Source organism: Streptomyces sp. NPDC006655 (assembly GCF_040703965.1).
Taxonomy (GTDB): domain Bacteria; phylum Actinomycetota; class Actinomycetes; order Streptomycetales; family Streptomycetaceae; genus Streptomyces.
Genome location: NZ_JBEYJU010000002.1, coordinates 12898 through 32637, shown reverse-complemented (window position 1 = coordinate 32637; position 19740 = coordinate 12898). Strand labels below are relative to the sequence as shown.

General features: G+C 71.0%; 19 protein-coding genes. 4 read left to right on the top strand and 15 right to left on the bottom strand.

Annotated features, from left to right (window positions below):
- The first annotated feature begins 44 nt into the window (after positions 1–44).
- On the top strand, positions 45–902 hold the full coding sequence (locus AB0958_RS01255) for a transglutaminase-like domain-containing protein (protein WP_366888201.1): 858 nt from the start codon (positions 45–47) through the stop codon (positions 900–902).
- A gap of 33 nt (positions 903–935) precedes the next feature.
- On the opposite strand, the gene AB0958_RS01250 is transcribed toward AB0958_RS01255, so the two are convergent.
- From AB0958_RS01250 to AB0958_RS01210, 9 genes are all read right to left on the bottom strand, one after another.
- The gene (locus AB0958_RS01250) at positions 936–1550 is read right to left on the bottom strand and encodes a response regulator transcription factor (RefSeq protein ID WP_132888690.1); all 615 of its coding nucleotides are present in this window, start codon (positions 1548–1550) and stop codon (positions 936–938) included.
- Positions 1547–2746: a histidine kinase gene (locus AB0958_RS01245; protein ID WP_366888354.1), complete on the bottom strand. Its 1200-nt coding sequence runs from the start codon at positions 2744–2746 to the stop codon at positions 1547–1549. Before AB0958_RS01245 ends, AB0958_RS01250 begins: the two co-directional genes overlap by 4 nt.
- A gap of 5 nt (positions 2747–2751) precedes the next feature.
- Positions 2752–3492, bottom strand: a complete 741-nt coding sequence (locus tag AB0958_RS01240) for an ABC transporter permease (protein ID WP_366888200.1) — start codon at positions 3490–3492, stop codon at positions 2752–2754.
- A complete protein-coding gene (locus AB0958_RS01235) occupies positions 3489–4430 on the bottom strand; it encodes an ABC transporter ATP-binding protein (RefSeq protein WP_366888199.1) in 942 nt (313 codons plus the stop codon). Before AB0958_RS01235 ends, AB0958_RS01240 begins: the two co-directional genes overlap by 4 nt.
- 794 nt (positions 4431–5224) lie before the next feature.
- Entirely contained in the window at positions 5225–7579 is a 2355-nt protein-coding gene (locus tag AB0958_RS01230) for a hypothetical protein (protein WP_366888198.1), read from the bottom strand.
- Between the two features lie 156 nt (positions 7580–7735).
- Positions 7736–8152, bottom strand: a complete 417-nt coding sequence (locus AB0958_RS01225) for a DUF6113 family protein (protein ID WP_366888197.1) — start codon at positions 8150–8152, stop codon at positions 7736–7738.
- Positions 8149–9027, bottom strand: a complete 879-nt coding sequence (mshB, locus tag AB0958_RS01220; RefSeq protein WP_366888196.1) for an N-acetyl-1-D-myo-inositol-2-amino-2-deoxy-alpha-D-glucopyranoside deacetylase — start codon at positions 9025–9027, stop codon at positions 8149–8151. Before mshB ends, AB0958_RS01225 begins: the two co-directional genes overlap by 4 nt.
- A 99-nt stretch (positions 9028–9126) precedes the next feature.
- Positions 9127–9507: a hypothetical protein gene (locus tag AB0958_RS01215; RefSeq protein ID WP_366888353.1), complete on the bottom strand. Its 381-nt coding sequence runs from the start codon at positions 9505–9507 to the stop codon at positions 9127–9129.
- A 17-nt stretch (positions 9508–9524) separates the two neighbouring features.
- Positions 9525–9953 (bottom strand): ATP-binding protein, encoded by a 429-nt coding sequence (locus tag AB0958_RS01210; RefSeq protein WP_366888195.1) that lies wholly within the window; start codon positions 9951–9953, stop codon positions 9525–9527.
- A gap of 152 nt (positions 9954–10105) precedes the next feature.
- Between AB0958_RS01210 and AB0958_RS01205 the strand changes: the two genes are divergently transcribed.
- Together AB0958_RS01205 and AB0958_RS01200 are read left to right on the top strand one after the other, a co-directional pair.
- Positions 10106–10972 carry a helix-turn-helix transcriptional regulator gene (locus tag AB0958_RS01205; protein ID WP_366888194.1) on the top strand — a complete coding sequence of 289 codons (867 nt, stop codon included), beginning with the start codon at positions 10106–10108 and terminating at the stop codon, positions 10970–10972.
- Positions 10969–11181, top strand: a complete 213-nt coding sequence (locus AB0958_RS01200) for a DUF397 domain-containing protein (RefSeq protein WP_366888193.1) — start codon at positions 10969–10971, stop codon at positions 11179–11181. The genes AB0958_RS01205 and AB0958_RS01200 overlap by 4 nt, the downstream gene beginning before the upstream one ends.
- A 61-nt stretch (positions 11182–11242) precedes the next feature.
- Here the strand turns inward: AB0958_RS01200 and AB0958_RS01195 are convergent, their stop codons facing one another.
- Positions 11243–11437, bottom strand: coding sequence for a hypothetical protein (locus tag AB0958_RS01195; protein WP_358986881.1), 195 nt, complete (start codon positions 11435–11437; stop codon positions 11243–11245).
- Positions 11438–11627: 190 nt separating this feature from the next.
- On the opposite strand from AB0958_RS01195, the gene AB0958_RS01190 reads away from it, so the two are divergent.
- Entirely contained in the window at positions 11628–13748 is a 2121-nt protein-coding gene (locus AB0958_RS01190; RefSeq protein WP_366888192.1) for a prolyl oligopeptidase family serine peptidase, read from the top strand.
- 245 nt (positions 13749–13993) lie between these two features.
- On the opposite strand, the gene AB0958_RS01185 is transcribed toward AB0958_RS01190, so the two are convergent.
- Genes AB0958_RS01185 through AB0958_RS01165 form a run of 5 tightly spaced genes read right to left on the bottom strand, consistent with a single transcriptional unit; the run spans position 13994 to position 19603 of the window.
- Positions 13994–15103, bottom strand: a complete 1110-nt coding sequence (locus AB0958_RS01185) for a dipeptide ABC transporter ATP-binding protein (protein ID WP_366888191.1) — start codon at positions 15101–15103, stop codon at positions 13994–13996.
- A complete protein-coding gene (locus AB0958_RS01180; RefSeq protein ID WP_366888352.1) occupies positions 15096–16070 on the bottom strand; it encodes an ABC transporter ATP-binding protein in 975 nt (324 codons plus the stop codon). The genes AB0958_RS01185 and AB0958_RS01180 overlap by 8 nt, the downstream gene beginning before the upstream one ends.
- A gap of 8 nt (positions 16071–16078) precedes the next feature.
- A complete protein-coding gene (locus AB0958_RS01175; protein WP_366888190.1) occupies positions 16079–17059 on the bottom strand; it encodes an ABC transporter permease in 981 nt (326 codons plus the stop codon).
- Positions 17052–17975, bottom strand: coding sequence for an ABC transporter permease (locus AB0958_RS01170; protein ID WP_366888189.1), 924 nt, complete (start codon positions 17973–17975; stop codon positions 17052–17054). The genes AB0958_RS01175 and AB0958_RS01170 overlap by 8 nt, the downstream gene beginning before the upstream one ends.
- 5 nt (positions 17976–17980) lie before the next feature.
- A complete protein-coding gene (locus tag AB0958_RS01165; protein WP_366888188.1) occupies positions 17981–19603 on the bottom strand; it encodes an ABC transporter substrate-binding protein in 1623 nt (540 codons plus the stop codon).
- Positions 19604–19740: the final 137 nt, after the last annotated feature.

Below are 19740 nucleotides of genomic sequence, written 5' to 3'. Positions count from 1 at the left end.
CCTCAAGGACGGTACGGATCATTCCGGAAGGGCACGAAACAGCTATGCGTCCCCCTCATCCCCCACCCCCTTCGCCGGAGCGGGCCGCCGAGGTGCGGCGGCGGTTCGCCGAGGAGGCGCGGTCCGAGCGGCCCGATCTGGCGACGCTGTGCCTGCTGCTGGGCGCGGTGGCCGACGGCGGCCTTGACGAGGCCGGGATCGACGCGGCGCAGCTGGAACTGGACCGGCTGGCGGGGCAGCTGCCGTACCGGCCGGGCGGACCGCTCGCCTGGGCCACGGCGGCGCAGCGGGTGCTGGGTGAGCGGTTCGGCTTCCACGGCACCGCCGTTGACTACCAACGGCTGGAGTCCTCGCTGCTGCACGAGGTGCTGCGCCGGCGGCGCGGGCTGCCGATCCTGCTGTCCGTGGTGTGGCTGGAGGTGACGCGCCGGGCCGGGGCGCCGGTGTACGGGGTCGCGCTGCCGGGGCACTTCGTGGTCGGCTTCGGGACCGCGGCGGAGCGGGTGCTGGCCGATCCGTTCGACGGGGGGCGGGTGCTGAGCGGGGCGGACGCGGAGCTGCTGGTGGCGGGGGCGGCGGGGGTGCCGCTGGAGCCGGCGATGCTGGAACCCGCGGACCCGCTGGACGTCGTACGGCGCATCCTCAACAACGTGCGGTCGTGGGCGGCGGCCCGTCCGGAGCGGTCGGACGTGGGCCTGTGGTCGGTGGACCTGTCGCTGCTGCTGCCGTCGCATCCGGCGCGACTGCGGTACGAACGGGCGCGGTTGCTGGTGGAACGGGGCGATTTCACCGGCGCGGCCGAGGAGTTCGAGCGGTACGCGGAGCTGATCGAGGTGGTCGACGAGGGGGCGGCGGAGAAGGTGCGGGGAGAGGCACGGGCCGCGCGGGCTCGTCTCAACTGAGGCGTCCGGGCCGCCCGTTCGCCGTGGGAGCGGTCACAGCCAGCCCTTCTCCCGCGCGATCCGTACCGCTTCCGCCCGGTTGCGGACCGCGAGCTTCTGGATGGCCGTCGAGAGGTAGTTGCGCACCGTCCCCTGGGAGAGGTGCAGGGCCGTCGCCAGTTCCGCGTTCGTGGAGCCGTCGGCCGCCGCCCGCAGGACCTCTCGTTCGCGGTCGGTCAGCGGGTTGGCGCCCTCTGCCAGGGCCGCCGCCGCGAGGGTGGGGTCGATGACGCGTTCGCCGGCCAGGACCTTGCGGACGGCCTCGGCGAGCTGGGCGGCGGGGGCGTCCTTGACCAGGAACGCGTCGGCGCCCGCCTCCATCGCGCTGCGCAGGTAGCCGGGGCGGCCGAAGGTGGTGAGGACGACCAGCCGGACGGCCGGGAGCGCCTTGTGGAGCTGCGCCGCGGCCTCGATGCCCGTACAGCCCGGCATCTCTATGTCGAGCAGCGCGACGTCGATGTCGTTCGCCCGGGCCGCCGCCAGCACCTCGTCGCCGCGGGCGACCTGGGCCACGACCTCGATGTCGTCCTCGAGGCCCAGCAGGGCGGCCAGTGCCTCGCGGACCATCGACTGGTCCTCGGCGAGGAGGACCTTGATCGTGCTGCTCATGCACCGGATCCTACGGCCACGCCGGAGGGCAGCGGGACCCGGGCGACCAGCCGGAAACCGTGCTTCGTGCGGCCCGCCTCCAGCGTGCCGCCCGCCTTCTCCAGCCGCTCGGTGAGGCCGGTGAGACCGTTGCCCGGGCCCTTGCCCGAACCGCCCGAACCGTTGTCCTCGACGGCGAGTTCGAGGACCGGCCCGTCCAGGGTCTGGCGGCGCAGCAGCTCCACCGTGCAGGCGCTCGCGCCGCTGTGCCGTACGACGTTGGTGATCGCCTCGCGCAGTGCCCAGGCGAGGGCCGCCTCGCCGTCCTCCGGCACCCCGGTCAGGTCGGGGTCGGCCGGGACCTCCGCGGTGACCGCGGCGGCGGTCAGCGCCACCTGGGCGCCCGCGAGTTCGGCGGCGAGCCGGGGCCGCCGGTAGCCGGTGACCGCCTCGCGGACGTCCACCAGGGCCTGCCTGCTGACCTGTTCGATGTCGGAGACCTGCTGGGCCGCCTTCTCGGGGTGCCCGGGGAGCATCCGGCCCGCCAGCTCGCTCTTCAGCGTGATCAGCGAGAGCGAGTGGCCCAGCAGGTCGTGCAGGTCCCGGGCGAGCCGCAACCGCTCCTCGTTCGCGGCCAGCTGGGCGACGGTGGCGCGGGCCTTGCGCAGCTCGATCGTCGTGGCGACCAGTTGACGTACGCCGGTCATGGAGTAGCCGACCAGGAGGACCACCAGGAACAGACCCCAGGCGTCGTCCAGGGCGCGCGCGTGCCAGCCCGCCAGCATCATGGCGCCGGTGGCGGCCGGGACCGTCCAGTACGCGATCCGCAGCGGGAAGGTGACTCCGCACATCACGGAGACGTACACGAACAGGCCGAGCCAGGAGCTGCCGAGGCCGAAGGCGAGGGCGACCGCGAGCGTCCACTCCACGGCGACCGCGGCGACGACGACACCGCCGCGGAACGGCCGGCCCATCTGGCGGAAGACGATGGTCAGGTAGATCCCGACGAAGGCCGCCAGGCCCGCCCAGCCGGCCGCGGTGGCCCCGGTGGTGTGGTGGCCGGAGGTCAGGTCGTCCACCGGGGAGCCCAGGAACACCAGCCACGGCAGGACCCACATCAGCTTCCGCAGCGCCTCGGCGCGGTTGCGCGGCGGCCGGCCGATCCGCACCAGCCGGTCCGCCCGTACTTCGTCCTCGGACCGCAGGTCTTCCGTCATCGTGCTCACGCCTTCAGCGTGTCCTTCCGGTACAGCCAGGCCGCGCCGCCGACGAAGAGGGCGAAGAAGACGACGAGGATGGCGATGTCCTGGGCTTTGGGGGCCTGGCTCTGCTCGATGGCCCGCCCGAGTGCAGCGTACGCGTGCGTGGGCAGCCACTTCGCGATGTCCTGGAGCCAGGTCGGGAAGGAGGAGGACGGCCACCACAGGCCGCCGAGGATCGACAGGCCGAAGTAGGTGATCATCGTGATGGGGCGGACCGCGTCGCCGCTCGCCAGGTACCCGATGGCGACGCCGAGCGCGGCGAAGACCAGGCTGCCGGCCCAGATCGCGCCGGTGAGGGCGAGCCATTGCCAGGCGTCGAGGCGTACGTGCTTCACGGCCGCGGCGACCAGGAAGACGACCACGATGGAGGGCAGGCTCACCACGGCGGCGCTGGCGGTCTTGGCGAGGACGTAGCCGCGTCCGGGCAGGGTGGTCAGCCGCAGCTGCCGCACCCAGCCGCTCTCGCGCTCCTTGGCGATGCGTTCGCTGTTGCCCATCAGGACGGCGGTCAGGGCGCCGAAGGAGGCCATGGAGACCATGACGTACGCGGCGACGGACAGCCCGGAGTCGTCGACGGACTTGCTCGTGCCGCCCTGGCTGGCGACCAGCAGGAAGATGATCGACGGGTAGATCACCGAGAAGAACAGGAACTTGCGGTTGCGCAGGGCGCGGGCGAGCTCCAGCTTGATCAGGGCGTTCATGACTGCGTGACCTCCTTGGCCTCCTCGGCCTCCGTGATGGCGACGAACGCCTGCTCGAGGCCGAGCCCGGCGACTTCGAGGTTGCGGGGGTAGACGCCGAGGCCGTACAGGGCGTGGACGGTGGCGTCGGCGTCGGACGACTGCATGCGGATCGTCTGGCCGCTTATGTCGACCGCGGTGAGGAAGGGCAGCGCCCGCAGCGGAGCCTCGTCGATCTCGCCCTCCAGGTCGAAGGAGATCCGCCGCGCTCCGGCCTTGGCCTTGATCTCGGCGGCCGTCCCGTCGGCCAGCAGCCGCCCCCGGTGCAGCACCAGCACCCGGTCGGCGATGGCGTCGGCCTCTTCCAGGTAGTGCGTGGCGAACAGGACCGTCCGCCCCTGGTCGGCCTGTTCGCGCATGGTCGCCCAGAACGCCTGGCGGGCGGAGACGTCCATGCCGGTGGTCGGCTCGTCCAGGACGATCAGGTCGCTGTCGCCGGCGGTGGCGAGGGCGAAGCGGACGCGCTGGGACTGGCCGCCGGAGAGCTTGTTGACCTTGCGGTCGGCGATCCCCGAGATGCCCGCGCGGGCGAGGACGTCGGTGACCTTGTGCGGCTTCGGGTGCAGGGCGCAGGCCAGCTTCACCAGCTCCTGCACGGTGACCTCGTCCATCAGGCCGCCGCTCTGCAGCATCGCGCCCACCCGTCCGGCGACGATGGCCTCGCGCGGGCTCATCCCGAAGACGCTGACCGTGCCGGCGTCGGCGTGCTTGAGGCCGAGCAGCAGGTCGAGCGTGGTCGACTTGCCGGCGCCGTTGGGCCCGAGCAGGGCCACGGTCTCCCCCGGGTGCAGCCGCAGCGAGAGTCCGTCGACGGCCCGCACTTCCCCGTAGGTCTTGCTCACTTGGTCGAATCCGACGACCGGGGTGCCGGTGGCCGTCGTCGCCGCTGTCGTTGTCATGCCTCCATGCTGGCGGCGAGCCCCTGCTCCGGGGCAGTGCCGACCGTCCGGAGAGCCGCATGACAGATGTCACGAACGGGGCGTGACACGCGAAGAGGGGGCGCCCGACGAGTGCCGGGCGCCCCCTCGACTGCATTCCTCAGGACACGCTGGTCAGCATCCTCGCGTGCCGGTTTCTATAGAGTAATTTGTACCGGCCCACGTAATTCCGCCGATCGCCGAAACGCAGTGGTTCGCCGTGCCGGTCACGGCGACGGGACCCGCCTGGTACGAGTAGGAACCACTGTCCACGGGGGAGTTCTGGGTCGGGGTGCAGAGCTTCCCTGTACCCGATGTCTGCGAGCAACGGTAATCTGGATGTCGGTGGGAGCGGCAACGCCGTAGGAAACTCCCCGATGATAGAAGCAGGCGCTGTTGGTGCCGCCGTTGCTGCTGTTGTAGTAGATGACCAGCTCACCTATGACGCTCCCGCTACGGGAGACGGTTGCGTCGTAGGTGATGGTGCCGGAGCACGAGGTGGCGGCCTGTGCCGGGGAGGCGAGGAACAGGCCAGCTCCGGCGAGCATGAGCAGGCTGGAGAAGGAGACCATGGTGCGACGGATCACGTGCATGCAGATTCCTGTCCAAGTCGAATGCCGACGAGATGGATCTTGCAGCGAGCCGGGTCACGGTATCACCATCCACGCGGCTAACAGACCCCGATTTAGCAGGAGTTGCAATGCACTCCGACCGTGGCGCACATGCAAGAGAGGGCACCCGATAATCACCGGGTGCCCTCTCGGATTGCTGTCCAGCTAGCTCGGGTTCGTCTGGATGACGCCCACCCGGTTCGTCTTGCTCAGCAGGGCCTGGCGCAGGGCGACATAGACGTCCTGCGGGGTGACCGCCGTCTTCTCACCGGTGGCTCGGGTGATCTTGACGCCGGCGAAGGCGCCACCGTAGAGCTTCTGGAGCGCGTTCAGGTCGGGGCTGTCGACCAGCTTGCCGTCGACGGCCTTGACCCGGAGGAACTTCCACAGGGAGTTCTGCGGGCTGAACGACACCGGGGTGCCGGTGTCGGCCTTGACCGTGACCAGTCCCGACATCGCCGGCTCCGCGAACGCCTTCATCTCGCGGTCGACCTCCGCGTTGGAGACCGTCGGCTGCTGGGTGGTGGTCGGCACGTTCACCGTGGTGGCGGTGTCGGTCTCCACCATGGTCTTGAACGCCTCTTCGACCGTCTTGGCGGAGGCCGCCGCGTCGATGCCCTTGCCCGCCTTGCCGTAGACGGCGACGGCCTTCCCGGACTTGAACTCGATCGTGCCCTGGGTGACGGATCCGGAGCTGCCGCCGAGGTCCTTGAGGGCGGCCTGGAGCTTCTCCTCGTCGACCGGCATGGCGGGCTCGACGACCCGCTTCTGGCCGAACAGGGCGCCGATCACGGAGACCGGGTTGTAGTCGCTCTTGGCGGCCGCGTCGACGGTCTTCTGGAAGTCGAACTGGAGGCCCGCCTGGTCCGGGGGCAGCGAGACCGTCTTCCCGTCGACCGACAGCTTCAGCGGCTTGCCGACGCGGCTGCCGAAGACGTCGTCCAGCTTCTTGACCGCGTCGTCGCGGGTGCCGCCGCCGATGTCGACGCCGAGCACGGTGGTGCCCTTGGGGACGTCGGAGTGGTTCATGAGGAGCCCGGCGCCGTAGACACCGAGGCCCGCGACCACCACGACACCGCCGAGCAGCGGCAGCTTGCCGCGCTTCTTCTTGGCCTTCGCCTTGCCCTTGGACTCGGCCGGGGGCGGCGAGACCGGCTCGGGCAGCTTCGGCGGCGTGTGCGCCTGCGGCCCGGTGGTGCCGGGGGCGCCCGGCGCGAACGGGGAGTTGGGACCCGGCGGTACGACCGGGATGCCGCTGGTGACGGTGTGCCCGGAGACGTTGTCCGCCGGGGTGCCGTAGCCGGGCGTGCCCGGTTCGGGGGCGGGCTTCTGCGGGGTGAGGATCGCGGTGTCGTCGCTCAGACCGCCGCCGGGGACGGCGAGTCCGGGACCGCCGGGGGCGGTACGCGCGCCGGGTCCGGCCTGGGCGCCACGTCCGGCGGGGGCCTGGGCGCCACGGCCGGGTGCGGTGCGGCCGGTGGGGCCGGGTGCGGTGCGGCCGGTGGGCCTGCCCGGGGCGCCGCCCGGGCCCGCGGGACCGCCCGGGGCGCCGAAGGGCTCGCCGCCGCCCACCGGCGGGACGAAGGGGCCGTCGCCGGTGACCGGTCCGCCGGTGGGGCCCGCGGGGCCCTGCGGACCGCCGGGGCCGCCGGGCAGTCCCTGCCCGTTGAAGCCGTTGGGGCCGCCGGGACCGGCCGGGCCGCCGCCGGGGGTGCCGGGACCGCCCTGGGCGCCGTTCTGGCCGCCGTTGTCGGAGAAGTACGGCAGGTCGTCGCGGCGTGCCTCGCCGCCCTCCTTGGCGCCGCCCCGGGAGCCGCCGAGCGGGCCCGCGGCGAGCGCCTCGGTCACGTCGAAGGAGCCGGTGCCGCCGCCGTGTCCGGGAGCCACCGGGCCGCCGGTGGCGCCCGTGGGCAGACCGGAACCGTTGGTCGAGCCGGGCCTGGCGCCGCCGGGCGCGGTCATGGAGCCGACGACACCGCCGGGACGGCCGCCGTTGGCACGTGCGCCGCCCGAGGGGGCCTGGGCACCCGGGGTGCCGGGCGCGGCCGGCGGGTTGGGCGCGGCGGCGGGCGAACCGCCGGGCGTCCCGGCCCCGTTGGTGGCGGGTCCGCGCTGACCGCCCTTGGCGGGGCCGGACTTGCGTGGCGCGAACCAGTCGCTGTTCGCGGCGCCCGGGGCGGGCCCCGCTTCCGCGGCGGGCGGCTCGACCGTGCCGGTGGGCGCGGCGGCGCCGGTCGGCAGCGCGTGGGTGCCGGTCTCCTCGCTCGGGACGGAATCGGTGTCCGTGACGGGCGTGCGGACGACCACGGGCGGAATCGGCCGGGAGCCGGGGATGTTGATCCGGATCCGGGTCGTCAGCGTGGTCTCGGTCTTGCGTTCCTCCGGCTGCGCGGCCGAACGGCCCGCGCCCGCGGCGTCGTCGGAAGCCATGGGGGTCCCGTACGGCGGCGTGCCCGAGGGGTATGCGGCTCCGCCGCGCCCGTTGGGCCCGGAGGACGGAGTGTCAGTTTCACGACTCAAGGCAGGTTCTCCCGGTTGGCTCCACCGCCCGTGGCGACCTTTCTCGGGCGGCTCGGCGGCGCGCACCACCATACTGGCCACTTCTGACGCTTATCCCACGACCGCTGGGGAAACCCACACCGGACTCGCACGCGCGCCCCACGGCGAAGTGGTACGTCACTTCCCAAGTCGGGCGCCGTCCGCGTGAGGTTGCCGCCCCAAACCCAATGTGGCGCAGATCACAGCCAATGCCATACCACCGAGCAGGAAGAGGTACGAGCCACCGCCCGCGCCGAACAGGAAGTCGCCCTCGGGCCGGCCGGCGGTGAGGAAGATGACGGCGACGACCCAGCCGAACGCGGGCGCCACGGCCCCGGAACGGCTGCCCGTCGCCCGCGACCCGCCGAGGAAGAGCCCGGCGGCACCGGCCAGGGCGAGCAGCAGCCCGCCGGGGAACCAGCCGGCCTGCACCAGGGTCCCGGCGAGGCCGACCAGGGCGCCGAGCACGACCAGGGCGAGCAGGGCCGCGACGCGCCCGGCGGAGGGCCGCTGCAACGGTTGCGCGAGCATCGAGCCGCGTCCGGCGGAGCTCATGAGGCCACCTCCGTCGCCGCGTCGAGGCCGGCGAAGAGGTCGGTCTCGGGTGCGGCGGCCGGCGTTCCGGCCACCAACTCGTAGTACTCCGTGGTGAACACGGGCTGCGCCAGCTCGTTGGAGAGCGCGAAGCAGGGCACGGCGCCGGGTGCCACCTCGATCTGGGTGGCGTGCGCGGCCATCGCGGCGGTCTTCGCGGTGGCGTACGCGGTGCCGTCGATCGCGGTGGTGACCCGGTGGTCGTCGACCACGCCCGGCACGTCGTCGATCGCGGCCGCCTTGTCGAACGGCAGCGTCGGAAGGTCCTCCTGGAGCCGGGCGAAGGCGCCCTCGGCGACCGTGCGCGGGACGCGGTTCCAGAAGACCTTGGGGATGCGGTGGCCGGCCTCGGCGGCGAGCTCGACGGCCCGCATGGTGACGCGGTGGGCCTGGATGTGGTCCGGGTGGCCGTAGCCGCCGTTGTCGTCGTAGGTGACGACGACCTGGGGGCGGGTCTCGAGGATGACCTCGACCAGGTGGGCGGCGGCCTCGTCGACGTCGGCCTGCCAGAAGCAACCGGGCGCGTCGTTGTCGGGCAGGCCCATCATCCCGGAGTCGTGGTAGCGGCCGGCGCCGCCGAGCAGCCGGAAGTCGTCGACGCCGAGTTCGCGCATGGCGGCGGTGAGCTCACCCAGCCGGTGCTGACCGAGCGCGGGGCCGGTCAGGTGCCTCAGCTCGGGCGGGATGACCTCGCCGCCCTCACCGAGGGTGCAGGTGACCAGCGTCACGTGGACACCCTGGTCCGCGTAGCGGGCCATGGTGGCGCCGTTGTTGATCGACTCGTCGTCCGGGTGCGCGTGCACGAGGAGAAGCCGTCGGGCAGGGACTTCCGTCATGTCCCCACCCTACGAAACAACACCTGCCACCAGGCCACCTCCCCGCCGACTGTCACCCTTCCTCGTCGAGCACTCCGCACCGCCTCTTCAGTGGCCCGCTTACACGCGAACCGCTTCCAGTGCCTCGGCGAGGACCGCGCTCAGCTCGCGGAGGGCTTCCCACGCGACGGCCGGATCCTCGTGTTCCAGGTGATCCTGCGCCCAGGCGTACCGGGCGGACAGGTCCGGCCGACGGGCGATCTCGATCTCCTTGGCCCAGATCAGGACCCAGCTCCGCACCGGGCTGAGGGACTGCCACTCGACGGCCTTGGCGAAGGCCTCGTCCTTCCTGGCCTGCATCTCGTCGAGACGCCCCGGAGCGACGACCGCGAGAGCCTCACGCAGGGCGTCCGGCGTCAGCTCGGGGCGGGGAATCACCTCATCGCCCTGGGGCCGCCGGAGGAGCCGCCGGACGGCACGGAGGCCGGCGGGGGCGTTCAACGGCACGCTCTCCCCCGTCACGACGGCACCTTCACTTCCGCCCAGACGGTCTTGCGCGGGTACGGGCCGTGAGTGACGCCCCAGCGGTCGGCGAGCGCGTCGACCAGGAGGAGGCCTCGGCCGGATTCGGAGTCGGGGTCTGGATGCCGGACGCGGGGAAGCCGGTCGCCGCACGTGTCGGTGACCTCGATGCGGAGGGTGTCGCCGACGACGTAGAGGGTGAGCCGGAAGTCCCGGCCGGGTACGCGGCCGTGGTTCGCCGCGTTGGCCGCCAGCTCGCCCACGAGGTGCGCCGCCGGATCCGAGGGAAGTCCCCAGGACCGGAGTTGTTCGGTGGCGAGCAGCCTGGCGAGACGCGCGCCGCGGGGTGTGGGCGACAGCAGCACGCTGAAGTTGCGCACCGGGGTGGCGGGACAGGCCTCGGAGGGGGCCGTTTCTCGAATCACGTCACTCAGCGTGGCGGCACTCGCCTACCGTGAACAGTGACGACGCAGTTGCGTAGGGTCACTGTCCACGGGTTGTCCAGCGGTGTCCACCCTGTCGACCGGGACCGCACGGGTAGGGCGTCGTTGCAGGACCGAACGACGAAGGGTGCGGGATGGCGACGGACGTCGAGGTCGTGAGCGAGGCGGACGAGCCGGGGTGGGAGGTGGACCCGGACGACGACTGGGGGCTCGCGGTCATCACCACGGTGGGGCGGCAGTTGCGGCTGCGGCGCGAGGCCGGGGGGATGCGGGTCCCCGAGTTCGCCAAGGCCGTCGGCTACGGCGAGGACCTCATCTACAAGATCGAGGCGGGCAAACGGATTCCCAGACCGGAGTTCCTGGACAAGGCCGACCAGGTGTTGCGGGCGGACGGGTTGATCGCCGCGATGAGGGAAGACGTGGAGAAGGTCCGGTACCCGAAGAAGGTGCGGGATCTGGCGAAGTTGGAGGGGCGGGCAGTTGAGATCGGGGTCTACGTAGGCCTCAGTGTCCACGGGCTGCTGCAGACCGAGGAACATGCCTGCGCCCTGTTCGAGGCACGCCAGCCGCCGTACTCGCAGCAGGAGGTCGAACGTCTGGTGGCGGCCAGGATGGCACGCAAGGCGATCTTCGAGAAGTCACCTGCCGTAGCGCTCAGCTTTGTGCAGGAGGAGGCAGCGCTGCGCCGCCGAGTCGGAGGCACCGCGGTCCGGCGTCGGCAGCTGGAACACCTGCTGCAAGTGGCGCAGTTGCGCAACGTGACGTTCCAGGTGATGCCCACCGATGCCGTGGCCCATCCTGGCGTCGACGGCAAGATCGAGCTGCTGAAGTTCGGGGACGGCACGGCGGTTGGACGGTCCGACGGCGCCTTCAACGGCCGCCCGACTGCGGACCCGAAGGAACTTCGCATCCTCGAACTGCGGTATGGGACCATTCGGGCCCAGGCTCTCACTCCAGGGGAGTCGGTTGCCTTCATCGAGCAGGTGCTGGGAGAAACATGATCCGCAAGACATCGGTCGGCGATGTGCACGACCTGTTGTGGTTCAAGAGCAGCTATAGCGACGGCACCGAGGGCGACTCCTGCGTAGAGGTTGCCGTCGCCCCCTCCACCATCCGCGTCCGCGACTCCAAGCACGCCGGAGCCGGCCCGCGCCTCGCGCTCTCGCCCAAGGCCTGGGCCGACTTCGTGCCGTACGCGTCCGGGAGCTGACCGCCGCTCCACGCGCCCCCGCCCCACACGGGCGGGGGCGCCGGATACGCGGACGCGCCCCTCAGAACTTGATGCTGCCGATCATGCTGGCGACGTTGGTCGTCAGGTCGTGGATCGTCGGGGCGACGGTCGAGGAGGCGAGATAGAAACCGAGCAGCATGCACACCACGGCATGACCGCCCTTCAGACCCGACTTCTTGATCAACAAGAAGACGATGATCGCCAGCAGCACCACCGCCGAAATCGAGAGTGCCACGGCGGCTCACCTCCAAAGATCCCAGGGACGCGGGGGGTTCGGACTATGGGGGTTGTAGATCGGTACAGCAGTTCCATGCTCACGCCAGCAGGTTCATACCCACCCAGCGGTAGTGATCATAACTATGCGTGCTCGCGCATCGCTCGGCGCACGGCCGCACAAGGGGGCGCATGGCCAATATGGTCAGGGCATGACGACCGAGGCTGTCTCATTCCCCCGCCGGCACGCCCGCACCCAGCGTTTCACGCTCGGCGCGCCGCGCGCGTTCTCCGTGGCCCCCGACGGTTCCCGGGTGGCGTTCCTGCGCTCCGGCTCCGGTACGGACCGGGCCAACTCCCTGTGGGTCCTCGACGTGTCGAGCGGCGAGGAGCACCTCGCGGCGGACCCGCGCACGCTGCTCGGCGGCGCCGAGGAGCACCTCTCGCCGCAGGAACGCGCCCGCCGCGAACGCAGCCGTGAGGGCGGTGCCGGCATCGTCGGCTACGCCGCCGACGCGGCCCTGGAGTTGGCGTCTTTCGCCTTGTCAGGGCGGCTTTTCACGGTCGAGCTGAGGGTCGGCACGGCCCGCGAACTCACCGTCCCCGGGCCGGTGATCGACCCCCGCCCCTCCCCCGACGGCCGCCAGGTCGCGTACGTCGCGCAGGGCGCCCTGCGCGTGGTGGGCGCCGAGGGCGGGGGCGACCGGGCGCTCGCGGAGCCGGAGTCGGATCAGGTCACTTACGGATTGGCCGAGTTCGTCGCGGCCGAGGAGATGGGGCGTTCGCGCGGCTTCTGGTGGTCGCCCGGGTCGGACCGGCTGCTCGTGGCGCGGGTGGACGACACGCCGGTGCAGCGGTGGTGGATCGCCGACCCCGCCCACCCCGCGCGTGACCCACACCACGTCGCGTACCCCGCGGCGGGGACGGCGAACGCGGACGTACGGCTGTTTCTGTACGGCCTCGACGGGGAGCGCACGGAGGTCTCGTGGGACCGGGCACGCTATCCGTACGTGGCGCATGTGCACTGGTCAGACGCGGGTGCACCGCTGCTGCTCGTACAGGCGCGCGACCAGCGCAGTCAGCTGTTCCTGGCGGTGGACCCGGAGTCGGGGGCGACCCGGATGGTGCACGCCGACGAAGATCCAACTTGGCTTGAACTTTTCGCCGGAGTGCCCTGCTGGAGCCCCTCTGGGCGGCTCGTGCGGATCGCCGACGAGGGCGGGGCCCGGGTCCTCGCGGTGGGGGAACGGCCGCTCACCGGAGCCCAGTTGCACATCCGGGCGGTACTGGACGTGACCAGCGACGACGTGCTGGTCACGGCGTCCGCCGGCGAGGAGGCCGAGTCCCCCGAGATCGGCGTGGTGCACGTCTACCGGGTCAGCGAGCTCGGCGTGGAGCGCGTGTCGCAGGAGCCCGGCGTGCACACTGCGGTTCGCGCCGGGGGCGTGACCGTATTGGTGTCCGCCACGCTGGACCGCCCCGGCGCCCGTGTCCAGGTACTGCGCGAAGGCAAGCACGTGGCGACTCTCGCCTCGTACGCCGAAGATCCCGGTTTGTCCCCGCGCGTGACGCTCACCCAGGGGGGCGCACGGCGAATTCCGTGCGCCGTGCTTATGCCACGGGACTACCACGGGGACACTCCCCTTCCGGTGCTGCTCGACCCCTACGGAGGCCCGCACGGTCAGCGGGTGGTCGCCGCGCACAACGCCCACCTCACCTCGCAGTGGTTCGCCGACCAGGGCTTCGCGGTGCTCGTCGCCGACGGCCGGGGCACCCCGGGCCGCTCCCCCGCCTGGGAGAAGTCCATCAAGGACGACGTCGCCGCGATCGTCCTCCAGGACCAGGTCGACGCGCTCCAGGCGCTCGCCGCGGACTTCCCCCTCGACCTCACCAGGGTCGCGATCCGCGGCTGGTCGTTCGGCGGCTACCTCGCCGCCCTCGCGGCCCTGCGCCGCCCGGACGTCTTCCACGCGGCGGTGGTCGGCGCCCCGGTGACCGACCTGCGCCTGTACGACACCCACTACCAGGAGCGCTACCTCGGTGACCCCGGTGAGCAGCCGGAGGTGTACCGCCGCAACTCGGTGATCGACGACGACGGCCTGACCGAGGCGGCCGAACCGCACCGCCCGATGATGGTCGTCCACGGCCTCGCCGACGACAACGTGGTGGTGGCGCACTCGCTGCGGCTGTCCTCGGCGCTGCTCGCGGCGGGCCGCCCGCACGAGGTGCTGCCCCTGTCGGGCGTCACGCACATGACCCCGCAGGAACAGGTGGCGGAGAACCTGCTGCTGCTCCAGCTGGACTTCCTCCGGCGCGCTCTCGGACTGGCCTGAGCGAATACCCTCCACCGAGCACCGCAACCAATAATTGAGGAACCACGACGAAGCACCGGCCAGGTCCGCGAGAGCGGCGCCGGTTTAGGCGCAAAAAAGGGTAACGGGCCGGGACGACATGGCGCGTCCCGGCCCGTTCACGGCACCCGCACGGCCGTACGCTGTTCAGCGTGCCGCGTCCGTATATCGGGACCGGGTCGGCCAAGTTGCCTGTGTGTTAACGCGATTGCACCCCGTACGTCCCGCTATGCACCCCCGTCGACAAGATCGTCCGGCGCCCGCTCCACCGGTTCCTCCGCCGGTTCCTCTGCTGGTTCCTCCGGTGGCACCACCCTCTTCTCCTCGGCGAAGTGACAGGCCGAGTCGTGCGCCGCCGGCCCCGACGCGGACCGGAACGCGGCGGGCACGGCGAGCGCCGGGACCTCCCGCGCGCACCGCTCCTGCGCCTTCCAGCACCGCGTGCGGAACCGGCACCCCGAGGGCACGTTCGTCGGCGACGGCACGTCCCCGCTCAGGATGATCCGCTCCCGGTGCTCCCGCGCCTCGGGGTCCGGTACCGGCACCGCGGAGAGCAGCGCCTGGGTGTAGGGGTGGGTGGGGTGGTCGTAGATCTCCTCGTCCCTGCCGGTCTCCACGATCCGCCCGAGGTACATCACCGCGACCCGGTCCGAGATGTGCCGCACGATCGACAGGTCGTGGGCGATGAAGACGTACGACAGGTCGAAGTCGTTCTGGAGCCGGTCGAGCAGGTTGATCACCTGGGCCTGGACCGAGACGTCCAGCGCGGAGACGGGCTCGTCGGCGACGATCACCTCGGGGCGCAGCGCCAGCCCCCGGGCGATGCCGATGCGCTGCCGCTGGCCGCCGGAGAACTGGTGCGGGTAGCGGTTGACGTACTCGGGGTTGAGGCCGACCACGTCCAGCAGTTCCTGGACGCGTCTGCGCCGGTCGCCCTTGGGGGCGGCCTCGGGGTGGATCTCGTAGGGCTCGCCGATGATGTCGCCGACGGTCATCCGGGGGTTGAGCGAGGTGTACGGATCCTGGAAGACCATCTGGATGTTGCGGCGGACCGCCTTCAGGGCCCGCCCGCTCAACCTGGTGATGTCCTCGCCCTTGTACAGGATCGACCCGGCCGTCGGCCGCTCGAGATGGACGAGCATCCTGGCGAGGGTCGACTTGCCGCAGCCCGACTCCCCGACGATCCCGAGGGTCTCTCCCCTGTGGAGCACGAAGTCGACCCCGTCGACGGCCCTGACCGCACCGACCTGCTTCTTGAAGAGGATGCCCTGGGTCAACGGGTAGTGCTTGACCAGTCCACGCACTTCCAGGATCGGCTCCACCACCTCGTCAACCATGGAGGCACTCCCTCCAGAAGTGACAGGCGCTGCCCCGGTGCCGGTCCACCTCGTACAGCGGCGGCTCGTCGGTGCGGCACACGTCCTGGGCCATGGGGCAGCGCGGGTGGAAGGCGCACCCCGGAGGGATGTCCATGAGGTTGGGCGGCAGGCCCTTGATGGCGTAGAGCTCCTGGCCCTTCTGGTCCAGGCGCGGGATCGAGTCGAGCAGTCCCCGGGTGTAGGGGTGGGCCGGCGCCTTGTAGAGGTCGTGCACGGGCGCGGACTCGACGATCCGTCCCGCGTACATGACGGCGATGCGGTCGGCGACGTCCGCGACCACGCCCAGGTCGTGGGTGATGAGGATCAGCCCCATCCGGTACTCGCGCTGCAACTCCGCGAGCAGGTCCATCACCTGGGCCTGCACGGTGACGTCCAGGGCGGTCGTCGGCTCGTCGGCGATGATCAGGTCCGGTTCCAGGGCCAGCGCCATGGCGATCATGATGCGCTGGCGCATGCCGCCGGAGAACTGGTGCGGGTAGTCCCGCACCCGCTGGGCGGCGGCGGGGATCCGCACCCGGTCCATCAGCTCGACGGCCGTGGCCCGCGCCTCCTTCTTCGACATGCCCCGGTGCACGACGAACATCTCGCCGAGCTGGTCGCCCACGCTCAGCACGGGGTTCAGCGCCGACAACGCGTCCTGGAAGATCATCGCCATCCCGGCGCCCCGGATCCGCCGCCTCTCCTCCTCCTTCAGCTTCAGCAGGTCCCGCCCCTGGAAGAGGATCTCGCCGCCGCTGATCCGCCCCGGCGGCATGTCGAGGATCCCCATCACGGCCTGGGCGGTCACCGACTTCCCGGACCCGGACTCGCCGAGCACGGCCAGCGTCTCGCCCGCGCCGACGGCGTACGAGACCCCGTTGACCGCCTTGGCGACCCCGTCCCTGGTCCGGAACTCCACGTGCAGGTCCCGCACTTCGAGCAGCACGGCGGCGCTCACCTCAGCTTCGGGTCGAGGGCGTCGCGCACCGCGTCGCCGAGCATGATGAAGGCCAGGACGGTGATCGCGAGGGCCCCGGAGGGCCACAGCAGCGCGTGCGGCGCGTTGCGGACGTACGGGGAGGCGGCGGAGATGTCGATGCCCCAGGAGACGCTCGGCGGCTTCAGGCCGACGCCGAGGTACGACAGGGTCGCCTCCAGCGCGATGAACGTACCGAGCGCGATGGTCGCCACCACGATCACGGGTGCCACGGCGTTGGGCGCGATGTGCCGCAGCAGGATGCGCGAGGGGGAGGCGCCGAGGGCGCGGGCGGCCTGCACGTAGTCGTTCTGTCTGGCGGTGATCACCGAGCCGCGGGCGATCCGGCAGACCTGCGGCCAGCCGAGCAGCACCATGAAGCCGATGACCGGCCAGACCGTGTTGCTGGTCACCACGGACAGCAGGACGAGACCGCCGAGGACGACCGGGATCGCGAAGAAGACGTCGGTGATCCGGGACAGGACCGCGTCCCAGCCCCCGCCGAAGAACCCGGCGAGCCCGCCGAGCACCGACCCGAGCAGCGCGACCCCGAGCGTGGCGCAGACGCCCACCGTGACGGACGTACGGGCCCCGTAGACGGTCCGTGTGTAGACGTTGCAGCCCTGTCCGTCGTACCCGAAGGGGGCGCCCGGCTGGGAGCCCTCCTGGGCCTTGGCGAGGTCGCACTGGAGGGGGCTGCCGGAGGCGATCAGGGACGGCCACAGGGAGATGACGACCAGGAAGAGGATGACCAGGGCGGAGATGACGAAGACCGGGTTGCGGCGCAGGTCCCGCCAGGCGTCGGACCACAGCGAGCGGGGGCGGGCGGCCGGGCCGGTGCCGAGGGGGCCGCCCGGTGTCCGCTCCAGCGTCCGCGCCTCGGTCGTGGCGAGGTCCATCGCCCCGCCCGCGCCGGTGCCCGCGATGGCCCGGTCGGGCTCGAACGGCTGCTCAGGCATAGCGGATCCTCGGGTCGAGTACGGCGTAGAGGAGGTCCACGAGGAGGTTGGCCACCAGGAACACCAGGACGAGCACGGTCACGAAGCCGACCACCGTCTGGGTGTTCTGCCGCAGGATGCCCTGGTAGAGCTGGTAGCCGACGCCGTGGATGTTGAAGATCCGCTCGGTGACGATGGCGCCGCCCATCAGCGCGCCGACGTCGGTGCCGATGAAGGTGACGACGGGGATGAGGGAGTTGCGCAGCAGGTGCCGGGAGACGACCCGGCGCCGGGGCAGGCCCTTGGCGACGGCCGTACGGACGTAGTCGCTGCGTCTGTTCTCGGCGATGGAGGTCCGGGTCAGCCGGGTGACGTAGGCGAGGGACACCGAGGCGAGCACGAGACCGGGCACGATCAGCTCGCCGAAGCCGGCGTCCGGCGAGACGGAGGGTCTGATCCAGCCCCATTCCACTCCGAGGAGGAGCTGGAGCAGCAGGCCGGTGACGAAGGTCGGTACGGAGATCACGACCAGGGTGGCGAGGAGGACGCCGGTGTCGACGGGCCGGCCGCGGCGCAGCCCGGTGAGCACGCCCAGCGTGGTGCCGATGACGACCTCGAAGACGATGGCCACGACCGTCAGCCGGACGGTCACGGGGAACGCGGTGGCCATCAGCTCGGTGACCGGCTGCCCGTTGAACGCCGTACCGAAGTCACCGGTGAAGACGTTCCCCATGTAGGTCAGGTACTGCTGCCACACCGGCCTGTCGAGTCCGAACTCCTTCTTCAGCTGGGCGGCGGTCGCCGGATCGCAGGCGCGCTCGCCGCACAGTCCGGCGATCGGGTCGCCCATGACGTTGACCATCAGGAAGATCAGCAGCGTGGCCCCGACGAACACCGGGATCATCTGGAGCAGCCGCCGGACCACGTAGCGCCCCATGCCGGTCAGCTGACCTTGATCTCGTTGTAGACGGGGACGCTGAACGGGTTGAGCGCGACGTTCGACAGCCGGTCCGAATAGCCGGCACTGCCGTTCTGGTACCAGAGCGGGATGGCGGCCATGTTGTCCCGGACGACCCCCTCGGCCTGCTGGAAGGTGGAGACGGCCTTGGCGGTGTCGGTCTCGGCGTTCGCCCGGTCGACGAGCTTGTCGAAGTCCTTGTTGGACCACTTGCCGTCGTTGGAGGAGGCGTTGGTGTAGTAGAGCGGCTGAAGGAAGTTCTGGATGAGCGGGTAGTCCATCTGCCAGCCCGCACGGAACGGGCCGCTCATCTTGTGCTGCCCGATCTGGTTGCGGAAGTCGGCGAACGTGCCGACCGGGTTCCCGACGCACGCCTTGTCGTTGCCGAGCGCGTTGTTGATGGAGTTGCACACGGCGTCCACCCACATCCTGTGCGAACCGGTGTCGGCGTTGTACGTGATCTTGACCTGGCCGCCCGGCAGCCCCCCGCCCTCCTGGACCAGCTTCTTGGCCTGGGCCGGGTCGTAGTCGCAGGCGCTCCCGCACAGCCCCTCCTTGAAGCCGCCCTCGGCGCCGAGCACCGGCGACGTCCAGTCGCTGGCGGGGGTGCGGGTGTGGTGGAAGATGGTGTCGGTGATCTGCTTGCGGTCGATGGCCATGGACAGGCCGGTGCGGACCTTCTCCGCGCCGCTCCTGTTCCAGGCGCCGTCGTAGTAGGGGAAGGCGAGGGTCTGGATGATGCCGGCCGGGGTGTTGATGTAGCGGCCGGCGAGGTCGGCCTTGACGTTCTTCAGCTGCGTGGCGGGCACGTCGTCGACGAGGTCGAGGTTGCCGGCGATCAGGTCGGTGTAGGCGGTGTCGCTGTCGGTGTAGACCTTGAGGGTCACGCCGTCGTTCCGCGCCTTGTCGTCCCCCGGGTACAGGGCCCACTTCCTCAGGTTCATCTGCGAGCCCTTCGTGTACGACTCGATGGCGTACGGCCCGTCGCCGACCGGCTGCTTCAGCCAGCCGGCGTGGTCGGTGAAGAAGGCCCGGGGCAGCGGCACGAAGGCCGCGTAGCCGAGGGTGTCGGGGAAGCTGGAGAACTTCTGGTTGAGCTTGACGGTGAACGTCCTGTCGTCGACGACCTTCAGTCCGGAGAGGGTGTCGGCGCTCTGCGAGCCGCTGTCCGGATGGACCTTGTCGTAGCCCTGGATGTAGCCGAAGAAGTAGGCGTTCTTCTGGTTGTTCCGCAGGCTCGCCCCGTAGTTCCAGGCGTCGACGAAGGACTTGGCGGTCACCTTCTCGCCGTTGGAGAAGGTCCAGCCGTCCTTGAGGGTGATCGTGTAGTTCTGCGAGTCGCTCGTGTCGATCTTCTCGGCGAGCATGTTCTGGGCCTTGCCGGTCTTCGGGTCGTACTTCTTCAGCCCCCGGAAGATCATGTCGAGGACCTTGCCGCCCTGGACCTCGTTGGTGTTGGCGGGCTCCAGGGGGTTCTGGGGGTCACCCCAGGAGGAGCTCAGCACGCCGCTCTGGCCGCCGCCACCGCCGCCGCCCCCGCAGGCCGTGGCGGTCAGCGCCACCACCACCGCGCAGACCGCCCCCCGGGCGTGCGTCGCTGAACGCATGGCGTGCCTCCTCCGTGCAGGGTGGTCTCCTACCGCTCCCTTACCGGTCAATATCATCAGAAACGGTGCATACCGCATATTCGCTTCGCCCATCCGCAGCAGGACCCACCCGAAGGGGTGGTGCCGCCTTTTATGCA

Excerpts from the sequence above, each read along its gene's own strand:
- AB0958_RS01250 (WP_132888690.1), bottom strand. The coding sequence starts at position 1,550 with ATGAGCAGCACGATCAAGGTCCTCCTCGCCGAGGACCAGTCGATGGTC.
- AB0958_RS01235 (WP_366888199.1), bottom strand. The coding sequence starts at position 4,430 with ATGACAACGACAGCGGCGACGACGGCCACCGGCACCCCGGTCGTCGGA.
- AB0958_RS01185 (WP_366888191.1), bottom strand. The coding sequence starts at position 15,103 with ATGGTTGACGAGGTGGTGGAGCCGATCCTGGAAGTGCGTGGACTGGTC.
- AB0958_RS01225 (WP_366888197.1), bottom strand. The coding sequence starts at position 8,152 with ATGAGCTCCGCCGGACGCGGCTCGATGCTCGCGCAACCGTTGCAGCGG.
- mshB (WP_366888196.1), bottom strand. The coding sequence starts at position 9,027 with ATGACGGAAGTCCCTGCCCGACGGCTTCTCCTCGTGCACGCGCACCCG.
- AB0958_RS01200 (WP_366888193.1), top strand. The coding sequence starts at position 10,969 with ATGATCCGCAAGACATCGGTCGGCGATGTGCACGACCTGTTGTGGTTC.
- AB0958_RS01245 (WP_366888354.1), bottom strand. The coding sequence starts at position 2,746 with ATGACGGAAGACCTGCGGTCCGAGGACGAAGTACGGGCGGACCGGCTG.
- AB0958_RS01165 (WP_366888188.1), bottom strand. The coding sequence starts at position 19,603 with ATGCGTTCAGCGACGCACGCCCGGGGGGCGGTCTGCGCGGTGGTGGTG.
- AB0958_RS01205 (WP_366888194.1), top strand. The coding sequence starts at position 10,106 with ATGGCGACGGACGTCGAGGTCGTGAGCGAGGCGGACGAGCCGGGGTGG.
- AB0958_RS01190 (WP_366888192.1), top strand. The coding sequence starts at position 11,628 with ATGACGACCGAGGCTGTCTCATTCCCCCGCCGGCACGCCCGCACCCAG.
- AB0958_RS01255 (WP_366888201.1), top strand. The coding sequence starts at position 45 with ATGCGTCCCCCTCATCCCCCACCCCCTTCGCCGGAGCGGGCCGCCGAG.
- AB0958_RS01240 (WP_366888200.1), bottom strand. The coding sequence starts at position 3,492 with ATGAACGCCCTGATCAAGCTGGAGCTCGCCCGCGCCCTGCGCAACCGC.
- AB0958_RS01170 (WP_366888189.1), bottom strand. The coding sequence starts at position 17,975 with ATGGGGCGCTACGTGGTCCGGCGGCTGCTCCAGATGATCCCGGTGTTC.
- AB0958_RS01175 (WP_366888190.1), bottom strand. The coding sequence starts at position 17,059 with ATGCCTGAGCAGCCGTTCGAGCCCGACCGGGCCATCGCGGGCACCGGC.